This window comes from Vibrio sp. DNB22_10_4 (assembly GCF_052879755.1).
The window spans coordinates 463,220-480,299 of sequence record NZ_JBNNXW010000002.1 but is presented as its reverse complement, the minus strand read 5'-3'; the positions used below and the strand labels follow the sequence as shown (position 1 = coordinate 480,299).

Annotated in this window: 13 protein-coding genes; 7 read left to right on the top strand and 6 right to left on the bottom strand. The window is 47.4% G+C overall.

The window, feature by feature from the left end:
• Window positions 1-129: 129 nt before the first annotated feature.
• On the bottom strand, window positions 130-2,451 hold the full coding sequence (gene lptD, locus ACVA6Q_RS10245) for an LPS assembly protein LptD (RefSeq protein WP_446647421.1): 2,322 nt from the start codon (window positions 2,449-2,451) through the stop codon (window positions 130-132).
• 159 nt (window positions 2,452-2,610) lie between these two features.
• Here lptD and djlA point away from each other — a divergent pair, with 159 nt between their 5' ends.
• Together djlA and ACVA6Q_RS10235 are read left to right on the top strand one after the other, a co-directional pair.
• Window positions 2,611-3,474 carry a co-chaperone DjlA gene (gene djlA / locus ACVA6Q_RS10240; RefSeq protein ID WP_418641967.1) on the top strand — a complete coding sequence of 288 codons (864 nt, stop codon included), beginning with the start codon at window positions 2,611-2,613 and terminating at the stop codon, window positions 3,472-3,474.
• A complete protein-coding gene (locus tag ACVA6Q_RS10235; RefSeq protein ID WP_418641968.1) occupies window positions 3,474-4,016 on the top strand; it encodes a DUF924 family protein in 543 nt (180 codons plus the stop codon). Before djlA ends, ACVA6Q_RS10235 begins: the two co-directional genes overlap by 1 nt.
• A gap of 3 nt (window positions 4,017-4,019) precedes the next feature.
• Here the strand turns inward: ACVA6Q_RS10235 and ACVA6Q_RS10230 are convergent, their stop codons facing one another.
• The 5 genes from ACVA6Q_RS10230 to leuA form a co-directional block, all read right to left on the bottom strand.
• Window positions 4,020-4,799: a DUF547 domain-containing protein gene (locus ACVA6Q_RS10230; protein ID WP_446647420.1), complete on the bottom strand. Its 780-nt coding sequence runs from the start codon at window positions 4,797-4,799 to the stop codon at window positions 4,020-4,022.
• A gap of 149 nt (window positions 4,800-4,948) precedes the next feature.
• The gene (gene leuD / locus ACVA6Q_RS10225) at window positions 4,949-5,551 is read right to left on the bottom strand and encodes a 3-isopropylmalate dehydratase small subunit (protein WP_446647419.1); all 603 of its coding nucleotides are present in this window, start codon (window positions 5,549-5,551) and stop codon (window positions 4,949-4,951) included.
• 13 nt (window positions 5,552-5,564) lie between these two features.
• The gene (gene leuC, locus ACVA6Q_RS10220) at window positions 5,565-6,965 is read right to left on the bottom strand and encodes a 3-isopropylmalate dehydratase large subunit (protein ID WP_353497057.1); all 1,401 of its coding nucleotides are present in this window, start codon (window positions 6,963-6,965) and stop codon (window positions 5,565-5,567) included.
• Between the two features lie 62 nt (window positions 6,966-7,027).
• Window positions 7,028-8,116: a 3-isopropylmalate dehydrogenase gene (gene leuB, locus ACVA6Q_RS10215; protein ID WP_446647418.1), complete on the bottom strand. Its 1,089-nt coding sequence runs from the start codon at window positions 8,114-8,116 to the stop codon at window positions 7,028-7,030.
• A gap of 115 nt (window positions 8,117-8,231) precedes the next feature.
• On the bottom strand, window positions 8,232-9,779 hold the full coding sequence (gene leuA / locus ACVA6Q_RS10210; RefSeq protein ID WP_446647417.1) for a 2-isopropylmalate synthase: 1,548 nt from the start codon (window positions 9,777-9,779) through the stop codon (window positions 8,232-8,234).
• Window positions 9,780-10,194: 415 nt separating this feature from the next.
• Here leuA and ACVA6Q_RS10205 point away from each other — a divergent pair, with 415 nt between their 5' ends.
• The 5 genes from ACVA6Q_RS10205 to ACVA6Q_RS10185 all read left to right on the top strand — a co-directional run bounded on the left by ACVA6Q_RS10205 (window position 10,195) and on the right by ACVA6Q_RS10185 (window position 17,024).
• On the top strand, window positions 10,195-10,845 hold the full coding sequence (locus ACVA6Q_RS10205) for a TetR/AcrR family transcriptional regulator (RefSeq protein ID WP_446647416.1): 651 nt from the start codon (window positions 10,195-10,197) through the stop codon (window positions 10,843-10,845).
• 18 nt (window positions 10,846-10,863) lie between these two features.
• Window positions 10,864-12,183 carry an efflux RND transporter periplasmic adaptor subunit gene (locus ACVA6Q_RS10200; RefSeq protein WP_446647415.1) on the top strand — a complete coding sequence of 440 codons (1,320 nt, stop codon included), beginning with the start codon at window positions 10,864-10,866 and terminating at the stop codon, window positions 12,181-12,183.
• Entirely contained in the window at window positions 12,180-15,281 is a 3,102-nt protein-coding gene (locus tag ACVA6Q_RS10195; protein ID WP_446647414.1) for an efflux RND transporter permease subunit, read from the top strand. Before ACVA6Q_RS10200 ends, ACVA6Q_RS10195 begins: the two co-directional genes overlap by 4 nt.
• Window positions 15,282-15,437: 156 nt before the next feature.
• Window positions 15,438-15,980, top strand: a complete 543-nt coding sequence (locus tag ACVA6Q_RS10190) for a phosphatase PAP2 family protein (RefSeq protein ID WP_446647413.1) — start codon at window positions 15,438-15,440, stop codon at window positions 15,978-15,980.
• Entirely contained in the window at window positions 15,981-17,024 is a 1,044-nt protein-coding gene (locus ACVA6Q_RS10185; protein WP_446647412.1) for an MJ1255/VC2487 family glycosyltransferase, read from the top strand. It abuts the gene before it with no gap.
• The last annotated feature ends 56 nt before the right edge of the window (window positions 17,025-17,080 follow it).

The following is a 17,080-nucleotide window of genomic DNA, read 5'->3' as shown; positions in this document are numbered from 1 at the left end:
GCCAATAGGCAAGTTGAAAAGAGTGTACTAATAAATTTCATCGATATTCCCAGTGAAAACTTCACAGACTATGAGTCTGTGAAGTGAATTAAGTTCCTTGCATGATGTCATCGTGTGACGGCTTGGCGATTATTGGTTAAGTATAAACGGTCTGCCGTATTTCAGCGCGTTACCATTTGGTGGCTCAGGGGCACGTGAGCTGCCACCAAGACCTGTGATACCAAAGCTAAATCGAATATTGTCTTCGAAGTTAGCGCCGCCAATACCCACAATACCAGACTCCCAGCTACGAAGTTGGCGGCTGTAGTCGACACCAAAATACCAACAATCCGATTGATACTCTAATTTGGCCAGCCATTCAATGGATACGCGCTCGGTCATGTCATAGTAATACTGACCAGTTGCGATCCAGTTGCGGTTAATTTGATAACCACCTAAAAGGCCAACTTGGTTTATACCGTTACGTGTTAACTTTGACAGTTCATCGTTGCTATAGCTGTTAATACTTTCGATGTACTCTTTGGTCACGTAGCGATAGTTGGCTTGGATGAAGTCGTCTTCGACCCGATACTCGACTGCACTATTGGCGAGTGATACCGAAGATGAATCAATATCATATTGAATCCCGCCATGGTAGAACACGCGATCGTTGTAGTTAAAATCGGTCTCAATTGCCCATGATGAGTAGTTTGAAGACTCATTGTCGGTGGCGCTATTTGGGTTTTTACTTGCCGGATCAAGGTAGTAAATTTGACCAAATGAGACTGCTAGACGTTCTTTTTGTCCACCATCGTAAAAACGCGACGTCGCACCGTAGCTAATTTGGTTGGCTGCTGCGACTTTGTCCACGCCACTGAAACGACGGCTACGGAACAGGCCGTAGTAATCGGTTTGCAATAAAGTGGTGTCGTAATTAAAGATATTACTTTGATCAACTTCTGGCACGTACAAGTATTGAACCTGCGGCTCTAGGGTTTGTGTGTAACCATCAATAAAGGCGGTGTCGCGCTCAAACACCATGCCCGCATGAGTGCGAAACTCTGGCAATGCACGAGTGACTTTTTCTTCCAACGGACCGACATCAGCGATGTTTAGGTTGTCAATATCTTGATTATATTGCGTTAAGAGGTAGCGAGCTTCGGTTGTCCAAGTACCCCAAGTATTTGAAAGAGGCAGAGTGATGCCAGGCTCCACGTGAACACGAGTCGCCGAAGGCTTTTTCTCATCGTCGGTCTCAAAGCGAGAGATACTGCTGACCAAATCAAAGTTCAGGTTTTGATAAATTTCAGGGCGGTAGTAGTTAAATTCAAACTGCGGCATTAAGCGGTAAGGCTTAGTATCATCAACCAGAATTTGGAAGTCTTGAACCGTGATCGCCGCATCCCAGAACTGCTCTCGATAGGCAACAGTCCCTTTTTGCGACAGTTGACCTTCTGAGCGGCTACCGATGCTAGAGTCGAGATCTTGGAAGTAGTCGTTATCACTTACTTGAGAGTAATCGACATCCAATTTCCAGTGCTGACCAAAATTACTGTTATTTTTGTACTGGAATGCCCAGCGCTGATCTTTCTCGGGGTATTTTTGGTCGTCAGCAAGGTACTCGCCTTTCAATTCCCCACTACTGGTTGAGGTCAGATAGCGAAAATCCCCTTTTAGTTGCAAGCCACGCGTTTGCATGTAGTGGAAAGTGGTAAGCAAGTCGTAGTTAGGGGCTAGGTTCCAGTAAACTGGGATCTGTAGCTCCAGGCCGTTTTTTGAGCCTAGTGAAAGTGACGGGAATAGGACACCGGTTTTTCGCTTGTTACTGGTAGGCATCGTCATATAAGGCATGTAGAAGATCGGGACATCTTTTACTTCCACACGACTCCCGTAAAGGGTAGCTACTTCATTGTCTTGATCGACTCGAATGTCATCGGCTAGAAAGCGCCATGAATTGTCATCTTCTGGACAAGTGGTGATCGAGCCATCGTTGATTTGATAGAGCGACTTGCCCGTTTTTGAAATGTACACAGCATCGCCGCGTCCACCCCCACACAACATTTTATACTGCGTGTTTTCAGCAGTAATGACATCTTTATTTAAATCGTTAGTGATTTTGTCAGATACGGCATTAAACTGGCCATCGTCAATGGTGACATTGCCTTCAGCGACGACGACGTTGTCGTCTTGGTGGAGCGTCACGCTGTCAGCAGTAATGGTTTTATTACCTTGGACAACCACCACGTCGCCTTTGTATGTTGCACGCTCGCCATTGATGGCCTCCAGAGAGTCGGCCTCAATATTGATTGGCTCTTGATTGGAGTCTGAACTTTGTGCAGTATCAACAGAGCACTGCTCTGCTGGTGGCATGGATTGTCCACTGTTTTTCGATGTTTCTTCGGCATTTGCGTAAGACGCTAGCAGCGCAGCACCAATAGAGGCCGCTAGATAAGTGCGGGAAAAACGTGACATCGAGTTGTACTATCCTGTTTAACTTGATTCATTCAGTTGAATTCGATTGATATTGAATCGTTTATAAGACGGCCTCTATCATAAAGGAAATTGACCTCAACGACACTAGTAGACTGCGAATCAGCGCAAAAATTCATAAATAAAGAGCACATACATCACATGATAGGTAAAATTTTAGGCGTATTTTTCGGCATGTTGTTTGGCGGCCCGTTAGGGGCGCTGTTTGGCTTGTTTTTGGGGCACCAGTTTGACAAAGCGCGCCGACTCAACCAATCCGGCTTTGCTCGTGGTGGGTTTAATCGCGGCGGGTTTGGTGGTGCGGACCAAGCGCAGCGTCAAGAAGAGTTTCTCAATGCTGCTTATGCGGTGATGGGGCACGTTGCCAAAGCTAAAGGGCAGGTGACACCAGAAGAGATCCAGCTAGCGACTATCATGATGGATCGCATGAACCTCAACAATGAGCAAAAACGTGCGGCACAAGAAGCGTTTCGTGATGGTAAATCAGCTGAATTTCCGCTTGAACGTGTACTTGATAAAGTACGTATCTCCTCTGGTGGTCGCCATGACCTATTGCAGTTTTTCTTAGAGCTTCAAATCTCGGCTGCGTTCGCAGATGGTAGTGTTCACCCGACAGAGCGAGAGGTCTTGCATCGTATCGCACAAGGCTTAGGCTTCTCGGCTCAACAGCTTGAACAGCGCCTGCGTATGCAAGAAGCGGCATTCCGCTTCCAGCAAGGCGGTGGCAACTTTGGTGGTGGTCACTACCAAGGTGGTCAGCAGGGAAATTGGCAGCAAGCAAGCAGCGCCTCGCAGCTTTCTGATGCCTATGATGTGCTGGGTATTTCTGAGGATGCTGATTCAAAAGCCGTTAAACGTGCTTACAGAAAGCTAATGAATGAACACCACCCAGACAAGCTTATGGCGAAAGGTCTACCTCCAGAGATGATGAACGTAGCAAAAGAGAAATCGCAAGAGATCCAAAACGCTTATGATCTCATCAAAAAAGTGAAAGGGTTCAAATAATGCTAACCGACAAGGATGTACTCGATTTCTGGTTTCAAGAGTTATCACCAAAGGATTGGTTTTCTGGAGATACAGCGCTAGATGAGCTTATTACTCAAAGGTTTGCAGCGCTTCATGAACAAGCGCGCCAAGGGGAACTCTATCATTGGCGCTCAACGGCCGAAGGCAGACTTGCGGAAGTGATCGTTCTTGATCAGTTTTCTCGAAATCTGTTTAGAGGAACCCCCGAGTCTTTTTCCTCGGATCCTATGGCTTTGGCATTAGCTCAAGAGGCAGTCGCGAGCGGTGCTGATGAAAAGTTAACATCCGAACAGCGCACCTTTCTTTACATGCCCTATATGCACAGCGAATCGTTGAAAATACATGAAGAAGCGGTACGGTTATTTAAAAGCAATGGAATAGAAAATAACCTAGATTTTGAGTATCGCCACAAAGCGATTATCGAGCGCTTTGGACGATACCCTCACCGAAATGAGATTTTAGGTAGAGCCTCTACCTTGGACGAAATCGAGTTCTTGAAGCAGCCAGGCTCAAGTTTTTAACCCTTACTTACTGTTTAAGTTCCAATCGTAATCGTATTTGATCTTGCCATCGAAATTGGCAAGATCAGGGCGATACTTCGCCATATGCTTCAATGCACCGCCATCTTGCACAAAGTCTGCCTCAAACCACTCATAAATAGACGACAGAGTTATGGTGTCGCCAGAAATGCTAGCGCCTTTCGATGAGTTCACAAATGCATTGGCTGCACTTTCTAGCAGTGCTTCGGTGTTATCGGTAGTGAATGCCTGAGTCTGCAGATTTGGACAACCAAGGCTGGCACAGTTAACGGCATAGTGTGTTCTAGGATCGTTCCAAATTGGGCGAAGTATGCGGTGCTCAATATCGTTTAAGGTGAGCGCTTGCCCGGTAATAGTAATCACCTCATCACCCCACGGTCCAAAGCTAAATAGCCCTCCAAGCTTAGTGATGGATTTCACTGGGTACTCATCAAGGATCAAATCGACAGTGATGGCGTTATAGAGGTTGACCCAGTAGGCATACTGCTCAGCGCGGCTGAGCTGTCTAGGGTCTATTCGGGCTAGGTCGTTAATGTAAGTTTTGAGTGCTTGCTTATCGTTGGGAGAAACACGGACATAGCGCACTAGAGTATTCTCGCCTTCGGTGACCAAGTAGCGGTCTAGAAAGCTCTGCCAGTCTTGATGGGAGACACTTTGCGTGTTGCTGTCATTACTTTTATCCCAATACGACCAAAGCTCAGATTTTGGTGCTGCGAAAACACTGGTGGCAAACATGAGAAAAGCCAAAGAGAGAACACGTAGCATAGCGAATATCCATTCCGTTAAGTGATTAATCCAACAGACCCGACTCTGAGCCGAGTTCTTTCAGTGTAGTGACAATCTATATAAAAAAATCCCAGCCTTACTAAGAAAGTAGGGCTGGGATTGGCTAGTTCAACTAAATCGTTAACGGGCTATTTTAAGAAGTTCGGGATCTTCGCTTCGTAAGCCGCAATCTTCTCTTCGTGTTGAAGTGTTAGGCCGATGTTATCAAGACCGTTCAGTAGGCAATGACGGCGGAACTCATCGATTTCAAAGCTATAAGATTGTCCATTAGCCGTCACTTTCATTGCTTCTAGATCAACGGTGATCTCAGCACCCTCATTCGCCTGAACATAAGTGAACAGCTCATCAACTTCTTGCTCGGTAAGACGAACTGGTACCATCTGGTTATTGATGGAGTTACCGTAGAAGATGTCTGCGAAACTTGGGGCAATCATCACTTGGATGCCGTAATCGGCCAGTGCCCAAGGGGCGTGCTCACGGGATGAACCACAACCGAAGTTTTCGCGCGCAAGCAGAATGCTCGCTCCCTGGTAACGAGGGGCGTTCATGACAAACTCGGGGTTATCCTGTTTACCCGCATCGTCTAGGAAGCGCCAGTCGTGAAATAGGTGCTGACCAAAACCCGTACGAGTTACCTTTTGCAGGAACTGCTTAGGGATAATCGCATCGGTATCGACGTTGGCGGCATCAAGAGGTACGACTAAGCCGGTGTGTTGTTTAAATCCTGACATGGTATGTTCCTTCTTAGTCTAGCTCTCTGATATCAACGAAATGTCCAGCAATGGCGGCTGCCGCGGCCATCGCAGGGCTTACTAGGTGCGTACGACCATCACGACCTTGGCGACCTTCGAAGTTACGGTTACTGGTTGATGCACAGCGCTCTTGTGGGCCTAAACGGTCATTGTTCATGGCAAGACACATAGAGCAACCCGGTAGGCGCCATTCGAAGCCTGCGTCCTTGAAGATAGCGTCTAAACCTTCCGCTTCTGCCTGAGCTTTAACTTGCTCAGAGCCAGGTACGATAAGCGCTTGAACGTGTGAAGCAACCTGACGTCCTTTGGCAATTTCTGCCGCTGCACGCATATCTTCGATACGAGAGTTAGTACAAGAGCCAACAAATACCTTGTCTACTTTATAATCCTTTAGCGATTTACCCGCCTCTAGACCCATGTAAGCCAGCGCTTTTTCTGCTGATGCTTTCTCAACAGGATCGGCGAAGCTTTCTGGAGCTGGAATTGGCTGATCAACGGCGATAACTTGACCTGGGTTAGTACCCCAAGTGACTTGAGGTTTGATGTCCGCGCCGTTTAGCGTGACGATCGCATCAAAGGTCGCATCAGCATCAGTTTTGAATGTTTTCCAGTACTCAACAGCAGCATCCCATTCTGCGCCTTGAGGGGCGAATTTACGGCCTTTTAGGTATTCAAACGTTGTCTCATCTGGTGCGACAAGACCTGCTTTCGCGCCTAGCTCAATAGCCATGTTACATACCGTCATACGACCTTCCATAGAAAGGTCAGTGATGGCCTCACCACAGAACTCAACGACGTATCCAGTACCGCCCGCTGCCGTTGTTTCGCCGATGATGGCTAGAACGATATCTTTTGCTGTCACGCCAGGAGCCACTTTACCCTGCACTTCAATCTTCATGGTCTTAGCGCGCGATTGCTTGAGAGTTTGCGTCGCTAGAACGTGTTCAACTTCTGAGGTACCAATACCGAAGGCAAGAGAGCCAAATGCACCGTGCGTCGCGGTATGAGAGTCACCACATACGATAGTCATCGCTGGCAAGGTAATACCCAGCTCTGGACCCATAACGTGGACGATGCCTTGGTATTTGTGGTTGATGTCATAAAGAGTCACGCCAAACTCTTCACAGTTTTTCGATAGCGTCTCCATTTGGATCCGTGCCATCTCACCAGAAGCGTTGATGTCTTTAGTGGTGGTAGACACATTGTGATCCATAGTGGCAAATGTTTTGCCTACTTGGCGCACTTTACGACCTTTTTCACGTAGGCCATCGAAAGCCTGTGGTGAAGTTACTTCGTGAACCAAGTGACGGTCGATATAAAGGATTGGGTTTTCACCCTCTGCTTCGACGGCGATATGAGCGTCGTAGACTTTTTCGTATAGAGTTTTTGACATTGCTTAATTCCTTGCTTCCCCTAGCCGAATAGAACGGCCATCGGCTAGGGCAGTGTTTTTAATTATGAATTCAGTATGTATGCAGCGATCTTGTCACCCATCTCAGAGGTGCTTAGCGCTGGCTTGTCACCCGCTAGGTCAGCGGTAAGCTCACCCGCTGCTAGGGCTTTACTCACGGCCGCTTCAATATCTTGTGCCGCCGCTTCTTCACCTAGGCTGTAGCGTAGCATCAGCGCAGCAGAAAGGATCTGAGCAACAGGGTTTGCAATGTTCTTGCCGGCGATGTCTGGTGCACTACCGCCTGCTGGCTCATAAAGACCGAACTGACTTTCGTTAAGGCTTGCTGATGGCAGCATGCCCATAGAACCTGTAATCATCGCACACTCATCAGAGATGATATCGCCGAAGATATTTGAGCAAAGCATGATGTCGAACTGTGCAGGGTCTTTAATAAGCTGCATCGTCGCGTTATCGATGTACATGTGGTTAAGCGTCACATCTGGGTAATCCTTCGCAACTTCTTCCACTACTTCGCGCCATAGGATAGAGCTTTGTAGAACGTTGGCTTTATCGATTGAGTAAACGTTCTTGTTACGAAGGCGTGCTGATTCAAACGCGATCTTAGCGATGCGTTCGATCTCGTAGCGGTGGTAAACCTCAGTATCAAAGGCTTTCTCTGTTGGGCCTTCGCCCTCACGACCTTTTGGCTGACCGAAGTAGATACCGCCAGTAAGCTCACGAACTACCACGATATCGAAACCTTTTGCGGAGATATCTGCGCGCAGTGGAGAGAAATCCTCTAGGCCTGCGTGAATCTGTGCAGGACGTAGGTTACAGAACAGTTGGAAGTGTTTACGAAGTGGAAGTAGCGCACCACGTTCAGGTTGATCGTTTGGTGGCAGGTGTTCCCACTTAGGACCGCCAACTGAACCGAACAGAATCGCGTTTGACTCTTCACAGCCTTTTACCGTGCCCTCAGGAAGCGGGCAGCCGTGGTTATCAATAGCAATGCCACCTACATCAAACTCTTCACGCTCTAGGGTAATGTTGTGTTTCTCTGAAATTGCATCAAGCACTTTATGAGCCTGAGCCATTACTTCTGGACCAATACCGTCACCCGGTAGAACCGCAATCTTGTAAGTACCTGCCATGGGGCTAATTTCCTTAAATGTTGTATTTGCTTATATTTTTAGGTCTACTCGTTGTAGTACGAGCAAACAAATTTTTGGCTCGGCTCCGTCTAGTACAGAAGCCGAGTATTAACTTTTATACCGCTTCAACTTTGTTTTGCTTCATCACTTCGATTTGATCAGCACGATGGATACTATTGATAACATGAAGTAGTGCCTGACCTGAAGCCTCAACGATGTCGGTTGAGACCCCCGTACCGTGATATTTTCGGCCTTTGTAGTTAGCGATGATATCCGCTTGGCCTAAGCCATCTTCACCTTCGCCTTTTGCTGTCAAATCAAACTTGTCTAGCACAATGTCGTAACCCGTTACGCGATAGATACATTGGTAAAGTGCATCAACCGGACCGTTACCTACTGCCGCTTCGCATTTCTCTTCGTCACCGCATTGGATCTTAATGCTGGTGGTCGCCATGATGCTGCCTGATTGAACGCTCAAGTAGTTCAACTTAAAGAAGTCGTCTTCTTCGCGCAAGTTAGCAAAGTGCATTAATGCTTCTAGGTCGTAGTCGAATACCTGACCTTTGCGATCCGCAAGCTTCAAGAAATCTTGATACAAGGTATCTAGGTTGTACTCATGCTCGCTGTAACCCATTGAATCCATATGGCTCTTGACGGCTGCGCGACCAGAACGGCTAGTTAGGTTCAACGCTTTGTTTTTTAGACCAATAGACTCAGGCGTCATGATCTCGTAAGTATTCTTATTCTTTAGCATGCCATCTTGGTGGATGCCTGAAGAGTGACTGAACGCGTTCGCGCCAACAATCGCTTTGTTATCCTGAATCGGCATATTACATAGCTGAGACACTAGCTTGCTGGTGCGGTGGATTTCTTGGTGCTGAAGACCTGTGTGCACACCTAAGAACTCTTGACGAGTCTTGATGATCATCGCGATTTCTTCTAGTGAGCAGTTACCTGCACGCTCACCGATTCCATTGATAGTACCTTCGATCTGACGAGCACCGGCTTGTACTGCTGCGATAGAGTTTGCCACTGACATACCCAAGTCATCGTGACAGTGCACAGAGATGATGGCTTTGTCGATGTTTGGAACGCGATTGAAAAGGGTCTGGATGATGCCACCAAATTCATTTGGGACGGTGTAGCCTACGGTGTCTGGAATGTTGATGGTACGAGCGCCAGCATCGATAGCGGCTTCCACCATACGACACAAGTTATCGATAGGGGTACGACCTGCGTCTTCACACGAGAATTCAACGTCATCGGTGTAGTTGCGAGCATGCTTGACCGCTTTTACACCCATCTCAACCACATCGTCGTAGCTGCGGCGCAGTTTGTCTTGAACGTGGACGGTCGAGGTGGAAATGAAGGTATGGATACGGAACGCATCCGCTACCTTCAAGGCTTCGGCAGCGGCATCAATGTCTTTGGCTACGGCGCGAGACAAGGCACATACGCGGCTATCTTTAATGTGTTTCGCAATCGTCTGTACCGATTCAAAATCACCTGGAGAGGAGATAGGGAAACCAGCTTCGATAACATCAACACCTAGACGCTCGAGCGCATAAGCAATTTGCAGCTTCTCTTTCACTGTTAGACTTGCTGAAAGTGCTTGTTCGCCGTCACGCAATGTGGTGTCGAATATAATCACCTGATCGTTCATATTTGCTTCCTCTTTATCCAGGTTAATCGTTTACGTCCAGTTCAATCGATATAAAAAAACCCGCTTGTGTAAGCGGGTTTTTTGGAATTCTTTATGTGGTGTTTTTCGTCCACAACCTACCCGCGCGATTTTTTCACGATAAGGAGGAGGTTCAGGAGTAGAGAAAAACGTAATGACACTGTTATGCGTTCCACAAAAATAAGTTACAAGATTAGTACCGCACTCAGCTTCATGCGTCAAGGGTTAATCTGAATTTTTATGGATATCGGAGCAGTTCGCTCTCTATGCTAAGAGAGGGAGGTGGTCGCCAATTTATAATTAATCATCTGATTAATATTTGATGAATTTAACTGTTCGCGGATTGAACAAGCTTTACTCTACAATTAATCGATGATTAATAAAAGCAAGGATTGGTATGACGAACGCGATTGAGGCCACACGTAAAGTTGGTCGCCCCAAAGAACGCACGGATGCTAGGCACAAGCTGCTTACCCATGCTCGTGATCTGTTCGTAGTAATGCCATATGACAAAGTGTCGACACGCCTTATCGCGCAAAAGGCGGGCGTTAATATCGCTATGATTCGCTACTACTTTGGCAACAAAGAAGGTCTATTCGAGACCATGGTGCGCGAAACCTTGCAGCCAATGAAGAACAAAATGGAATCGCTGATGAAAAATGGCGATTACGGCAATCTCACTGACTTCATGCGTACTTATTATTTTGAAATGAATAAAGTACCGCAGTTTCCACGCTTGATCTCCCAAGTCATGCACATGCCTCCGTCAGCCACGCAGCGTCGCTTGTTTGAAAAGGTGTTTGCAGACATTGGTCGTCCAGACCAAGATTTCATGTTCAATAAAATGTCTGAGCTCGGGTTGTTACGTGAAGGGCTGAGCCCACGTATGTGCAAAATCTCACTCATTAGCCTAATGGTGTTTCCATTTGTCGCACCGCCTGCTCTTCTGAGTTTGCATGGCATTGAAGTCAATGAAGAATTTTTAAACGAACTCCTCGAACATAACATCGCCTTGCTTAAGCGTGGGTTGTTGCGTGACCCATCCTAATTAAAAGAATGTATCTCTATGAAGTCTATTAATAAAAAACTCCTTTTCTTTCCTGCGCTTGCAGTCGGTGTCGTGGCGTTAATCGCTGCCGTGAACCTGCGCCCTGATGTACCAACCAAACCAGCAGGCGATCGTTCACGTGTGGTGGATATCATGCCGCTACAACTTCAGATGTCATCACCAATGGCGATTGGTTTTGGTCGCGCTGAGCCGAAAGTGCAGTGGCAAGCCATTGCTGAAGTGACGGGCGCGGTTACTTATAAGCACCCTAACCTTGAGAAAGGCACAGTGATAGCCGCGGGCACAGAAATTCTCCGAATTGACCCTTTAGATTATGAGCTCAAGCTATCTCAAGCCATTGCTGATTTGAAATCCAGTCAGACTCAACTGGCGCGTCTTGATCAGGAAGAGACCAACCTAAAGCAGACTTTGTCGATTGAGATGAATCGTTTGAAGCTGGCAGAAAACGAGTATCAGCGCCGCGTGGATCTGAATAAGCGCGGGCTCACTTCACAGTCCGATGTTGATACTCAGCAGCTAAATATGCTTTCACAGGAGAAGCTAGTCCAAGAGATTGAAAATCAATTGGCGCTGATGCCAGATGAGCGTGGTGTATCTGAAGCATTGGTTAAGGTCAATCAAGCCAAAGCCGATGAAGCGCAGCGCTCGCTAGAGAAAACTCGCATTGCGCTGCCAATGACGATGCGTATCTCAGAGGTTGATGCTGAGATCAATCAGGTGGTGAACTTACAGCAAACCATGGTCACCGCGCACCTAAACGATGTCATGGAAGTGGAAGCGCAATTGTCTATCCATGACTTACAACTGCTTTCGGACACCCTCTCATGGGATGAAGACCAAACCGAGCGCGGCGAGCTAGGTAAGTTACAAGCGACAGTCGAACTCAGTAGCGGCAACCTTACTGCAACGTGGCCAGCGAAAGTCGCGCGCGTGAGTGAAACGGTTGATGCCAACCAAGCAACCGCAGGAGTGATCCTAGAGGTCTCGCAATTACCAAGCAGTAGTGGCTTGGCAGGGACACCTGTGCTGGTTAATGGCATGTTTGTGAAGGCGACAATTGAAGGTCAAAAACAGCAGTCTTGGTCTGTCCCTGAGCGGGCTTTGCATGGTGATAAGATCTATTTGATGAACGCGGAAAATCGTTTGGAAATGCGCGATGTGAATGTCGAATATCGTCGTGACAACCAGGTGATCATTTCTGGTAATCTTGAAGCGGGTGAAAAGGTGATCCTCAATGATATCTTGCCAGCCATTGAGGGGATGCTGTTGCGTGATAGTCAAAGTGATGATCACGGTGCTGGAGAGGTTACCCAATGATTCGATTTTTCTCCAAACACCCAACGGCGGCGAATCTACTGATGCTGGCGCTGCTGATACTCGGTATCAGCTCGCTGTCGACCATCAAGCGTGAGACCTTTCCTGAGTTCGATCCTCCCTACATTATGGCCGCGATCACTTACCCTGGTGCCTCGCCGCAAGAAGTGGAAGAGAGCTTGTGTGTGCGTATGGAAGATGCGGTTGACGGCCTTTCAAACATCGTAGAGACCAAGTGTGAAGCGATTGAAGGCTCAGCAAGATTGACCCTCAAGCTTGATGAAAAAGCCGACATTGGCCGAATGCTGGTGGATGTTCAAACTCAGATCAACGCGATCAATGACTTTCCTGATGAGATTGAATCACCAGTGGTACAAGAGCTGGATTGGAACGAACCCGTAGTGGATGTTGCGATTACTGCTGAGACCAGTTGGCCAGAGCTAAAAGCGTACGCTGAGCAGTTAAAGCGCACGCTAAAACTCGACTATGGTGTCTCGCTCGTCGATGTCAGTGGCTTTTCTGATCACCAATACCGTGTAGAGCTCAATACTCAAATCATGCGTCAGCTAGGGTTAAGTATCGGTGATATTGCTACCCAGATTGGTCATCAAAACATTAAGCTCCCAAGCGGCAATGTCGAAACGGAAGATAAGAACTTTTTGATTCGCTTTGATGAGAGGCGTATTACGCCTCAAGAGTTAGAGTCGATCGTTGTGGGCTCAAGCCCAAGTGGCGCGTTAATTCGTCTCAAAGATGTCGCCACTATTACCGACCGTTTCGAACTGGATGAACAAAAAGTTCTGTTTAATGGCAAGCCTTCGGCTTTGCTTAAAATCAGTAAGAACAAGGAAGATGACGCGCTACGTGTGAAAGAGAAGGTAACGGAGTTTGTAGAAGCGCAGCGTCTGATTGCCCCTGAGGGGGTTACGCTTGAATTGACCAATGATATGTCATCCATATTGTGGGATCGTCTGACCATGATGGTAAAAAACGGCTGGCAAGGTATTTTGCTGGTATTTGCGACCATGTGGCTGTTTTTCAGTTTCCGTTACTCATTCTGGGTGGCCGCGGGCTTGCCAGTGGCGTTCCTTGGCGGCCTGTTCTTGATGGCGAATCTTGGGCTATCCATTAACATCATGTCTCTGGTGGGGCTTCTAATGGCGATTGGTATCATGATGGATGATGCCATCGTGATCGCAGAGTCGATACAGGCGCACTTAGACCGTGGGCAGAAAATTGATGATGCGGTGATCAATGGCGTTAAGAAAGTGCTGCCGGGTGTTATTTCCTCTTTCTTAACCACGGTGTGTATTTTCGGTAGCTTGCTGTTCTTACAAGGGGAGATGGGCGCCGTACTAAGGGCAGTACCTCAGGTGCTAATACTTGTCTTGTCATTGAGTCTGGTTGAGGCCTTCTTAATTCTGCCAAATCATTTGTCTCATTCATTGCACAAGCATAACCGTGACAAACAGCCTTTGAAGTTTAAACGTGTGTTGTTGGAGCGCTTTGAACACTTTAGGAATACCACGCTTGTGAATGCGGTAGATAAAGTCGTTTCATATCGTTATGCCTTTATGGGTAGCGTGTTTGCGGCGCTGCTTATTTCTGTGAGTCTACTGGCTGGTGGTGTGGTGAAGTTCAACCCATTCCCAGCATTGGATGGGGACATTGCCGAAGCTCGTATTATTCTGCCGCCAGGAGCATCTTTGTCTCAGACAGAGCGAGTGGTCGATAAAATCGTTCTGTCCGCAGAAAAGCTCAATAAGCAGTGGAGTGAAGAGGTGGAAGGTGGTGAAACCTTGGTGAAGCAGATCACCAGTCAGTTCAACACTAACCAAGATGCCAATGAATCTGGCCCCCATATAGCGACGGTCAGGCTGGATCTGCTTAGTGCAGAGATTCGCAATACGCTCATCGATGAGTTTATCGATGCTTGGCGTGAGGATGTAGGGGAGCTTGCTGACCCAATCTCTATGGTATTCAAGCAACCAACGATGGGGCCGGGTGGTCGTGCGATTGAAGTGCGCATTGCACACGACGATCTGGACATGCTGAAAGCCGCGTCGGTTGAAATACAGCAATACCTGAATGAATTTGATGGTGTGAGTGGCGTGCTCGATGACATGCGCCTCGGCAAAGAAGAGATCTTAGTCAAACTGCGACCTGGTGCTGAGAGCTTTGGGGTTAACGGTCAGATGATCGCAAGTCAGTTGCGTGCGGCTTTCTTTGGCCAAACCGCCGATGAGATCCAAGTGGGTGTTGAGAACATTAAGATTGAAGTGAAGCTCGACAAGCAAGATATTGGTGACATTCAGCAGTTATCGAACTTCCCAATTTTCTTAGCGGATGGCTCGCAAGTACCGTTGGCATCCGTCGCGACGCTCGATTTTCAGCGTAACTACGTTCGTATCCAACGCGTCAACGGTTTGAGAACGGTCAGCGTGTTCGGTGATGTTGATACCACTAAAGCGAGCTCAACCGATATCATTAGACAGTTCCAAACCGAAGAAGTGGCGAAGCTGCAACAAGAGTATCCAGGGCTGCGTTTTGACTTTGAGGGTGAAACCAAAGATAGCGCAGAGACGGGCGCGTCGATGGCAAAAGGATTTCTGCTGGGTCTGTTTGGTGTATTCACCATCCTTAGCTATCAGTTCAGAAGTTACCTAGAGCCGTTTGTGGTAATGCTGGCGATACCGCTTGCCTTTATCGGCGTGGTCTGGGGACATTTGCTACTAGGGCACGCGATGAGTATGCCAAGTATCATGGGTTTTGTGTCATTGGCGGGGATTGTCGTTAACGACTCTATCTTATTGGTGCAGTACATACGTCACCACGTTGACGAGGGTGACTCCGTCCATGACTCTGTGGTGAAAGCGAGTCGTGAGCGTTTCAGAGCTGTGTTCTTAACGTCGATGACCACTGCAGCCGGTTTGTTGCCTTTGCTAACTGAAACCAGCTTGCAGGCTCAAGTCATTCAACCTCTGGTTATCTCTATTGTGTTCGGTATTTTTGCGTCCACAGCTTTGGTGCTGTTCATGATTCCTTCTGCATACGCCATCCTCGCGGATTGGGGACTGGTTCATAAACATGAAGAGCTGTAATACGCCATAAATTTCATCTTCTTAATCAAATGAAAGTTAGTGACTAGGGTTCCTCTAGCGCTAACTTTCATCATTTCTCCAATAAATCGTCACCGAATTGTCATTGTTGCTGACTACTTTTTGATCATGAACTGCGCGTCTAACAAGGAGTAGGTTGTGCGAACGATTGAACCCATAGCAAGAATGGATTTGGCTTTTTCATTGTTTTGTCTAAAGCATCGCTTTAACGCTCAAGTAGCATCGGTAAGTCGTTGGGTGTCTCGAACGGGCGACGGTCATTTGTACCTGTTACTTGGCATCGCTGTTTTTTGCTTAGATGAACCGGTTGGCAAGCTGTTTTTTACGGCGGCCTTGTTAGCGTTTGCTATCGAGTTACCGATTTACTGGTTAGCGAAAAACAGCTTCAAGCGTCGCAGGCCTGAAGAATTTTCTCATTTACTGCACGCTTTTATTACCCCCTCTGATCGCTACAGTTTACCGTCGGGACATACTGCGGCCGCTTTTTTGATGGCGACCATTATTGGTCAGTTTTATCCCGAGTGGCACGACGCCGCGCTGATGTGGGCAGTGTTAATTGGCGCTTCACGCATTCTGCTTGGTGTGCACTTTCTCACCGATGTGGTGATTGGTGCGGTACTGGGTATGTCATCGGCTTACGTTGCGCTTGAATATGTACAAGCTTGGCTAGGAGGCGTGTAAATGAAGATACTTTATGGTGTGCAGGGTACGGGTAATGGCCATATTGCCAGGGCAAGAGCGATGAGTCAGGCGCTAGCCAATCATGATGTGCAAGTCGATTTTTTATTTTCTGGTCGAGAGAAAAGTAAGTACTTCTCGATGCAGCAGTTTGGTGATTACCAAACGCGGCGCGGGTTTAGCTTCGTGACGGAAAATGGCCGTGTGAACTATATGAAAACGGCGTTTGAGAACAGTCTGCCCCACTTTATTCGTGAAGTCAGAGAGCTCGATGTTTCTGGTTATGATGTGGTGGTCAATGACTTTGAACCCGTTTCTGCTTGGGCCGCAAAGCAGCAGAACATTCCCACTGTAAGCATTAGCCATCAAAATGCATTTCTGTTTGATGTGCCTCAAAAAGGCGCAAACTGGCTGGATGATTCGGTGATTCAGCACTTCGCTCCGTCACAGTATCAGCTAGGCCTACACTGGTACCACTTTGGCCAGCCTATTCTGCCACCTATTGTGCATACCTCTGGAGAGGATGTGACCTCCGAAGACTTTATTCTTGTCTACCTTCCATTTGAAAATACTGAAGCTATTGTTGACCTGTTGCTTAGATTTAGCCAAAACAACTTTATCTGTTATCACCCAGAGAATATTGAGCACGTTCAGATAGAAAACATTTTGATGAAACCGCTTGGCCACGAGAGTTTTCAATGCGATCTCCATCGCTGTGCTGGTGTTATCGCTAACGGTGGCTTTGAGTTGCCGTCAGAGGCGCTCAGCTTAGGCAAAAAGTTACTCGTTAAGCCGTTGGACGGTCAATTTGAGCAGCAAAGCAATGCAGCAACGCTTGATAGTTTGGGGCTTGCTCAATCTATGGACTTTCTTGATGCCAGTGTGATTCGCGATTGGTTAGATGAGAAACAAGCTGAACGGGTTTTTTATCCAAATGTTGCCGAAGGCATTGCCGATTGGCTAGTAAGCGGGGATTGGTCATGCAGCGCCAATCTGCGTAAGCGTCTTTGGGACAAAGTTGACTTTCCTAGTTACGCCTCAGTTTAAGTTTACGTCACGATAACCCAACTAATCTTGAGGTTAGTTGGGCATAGCAATAACAA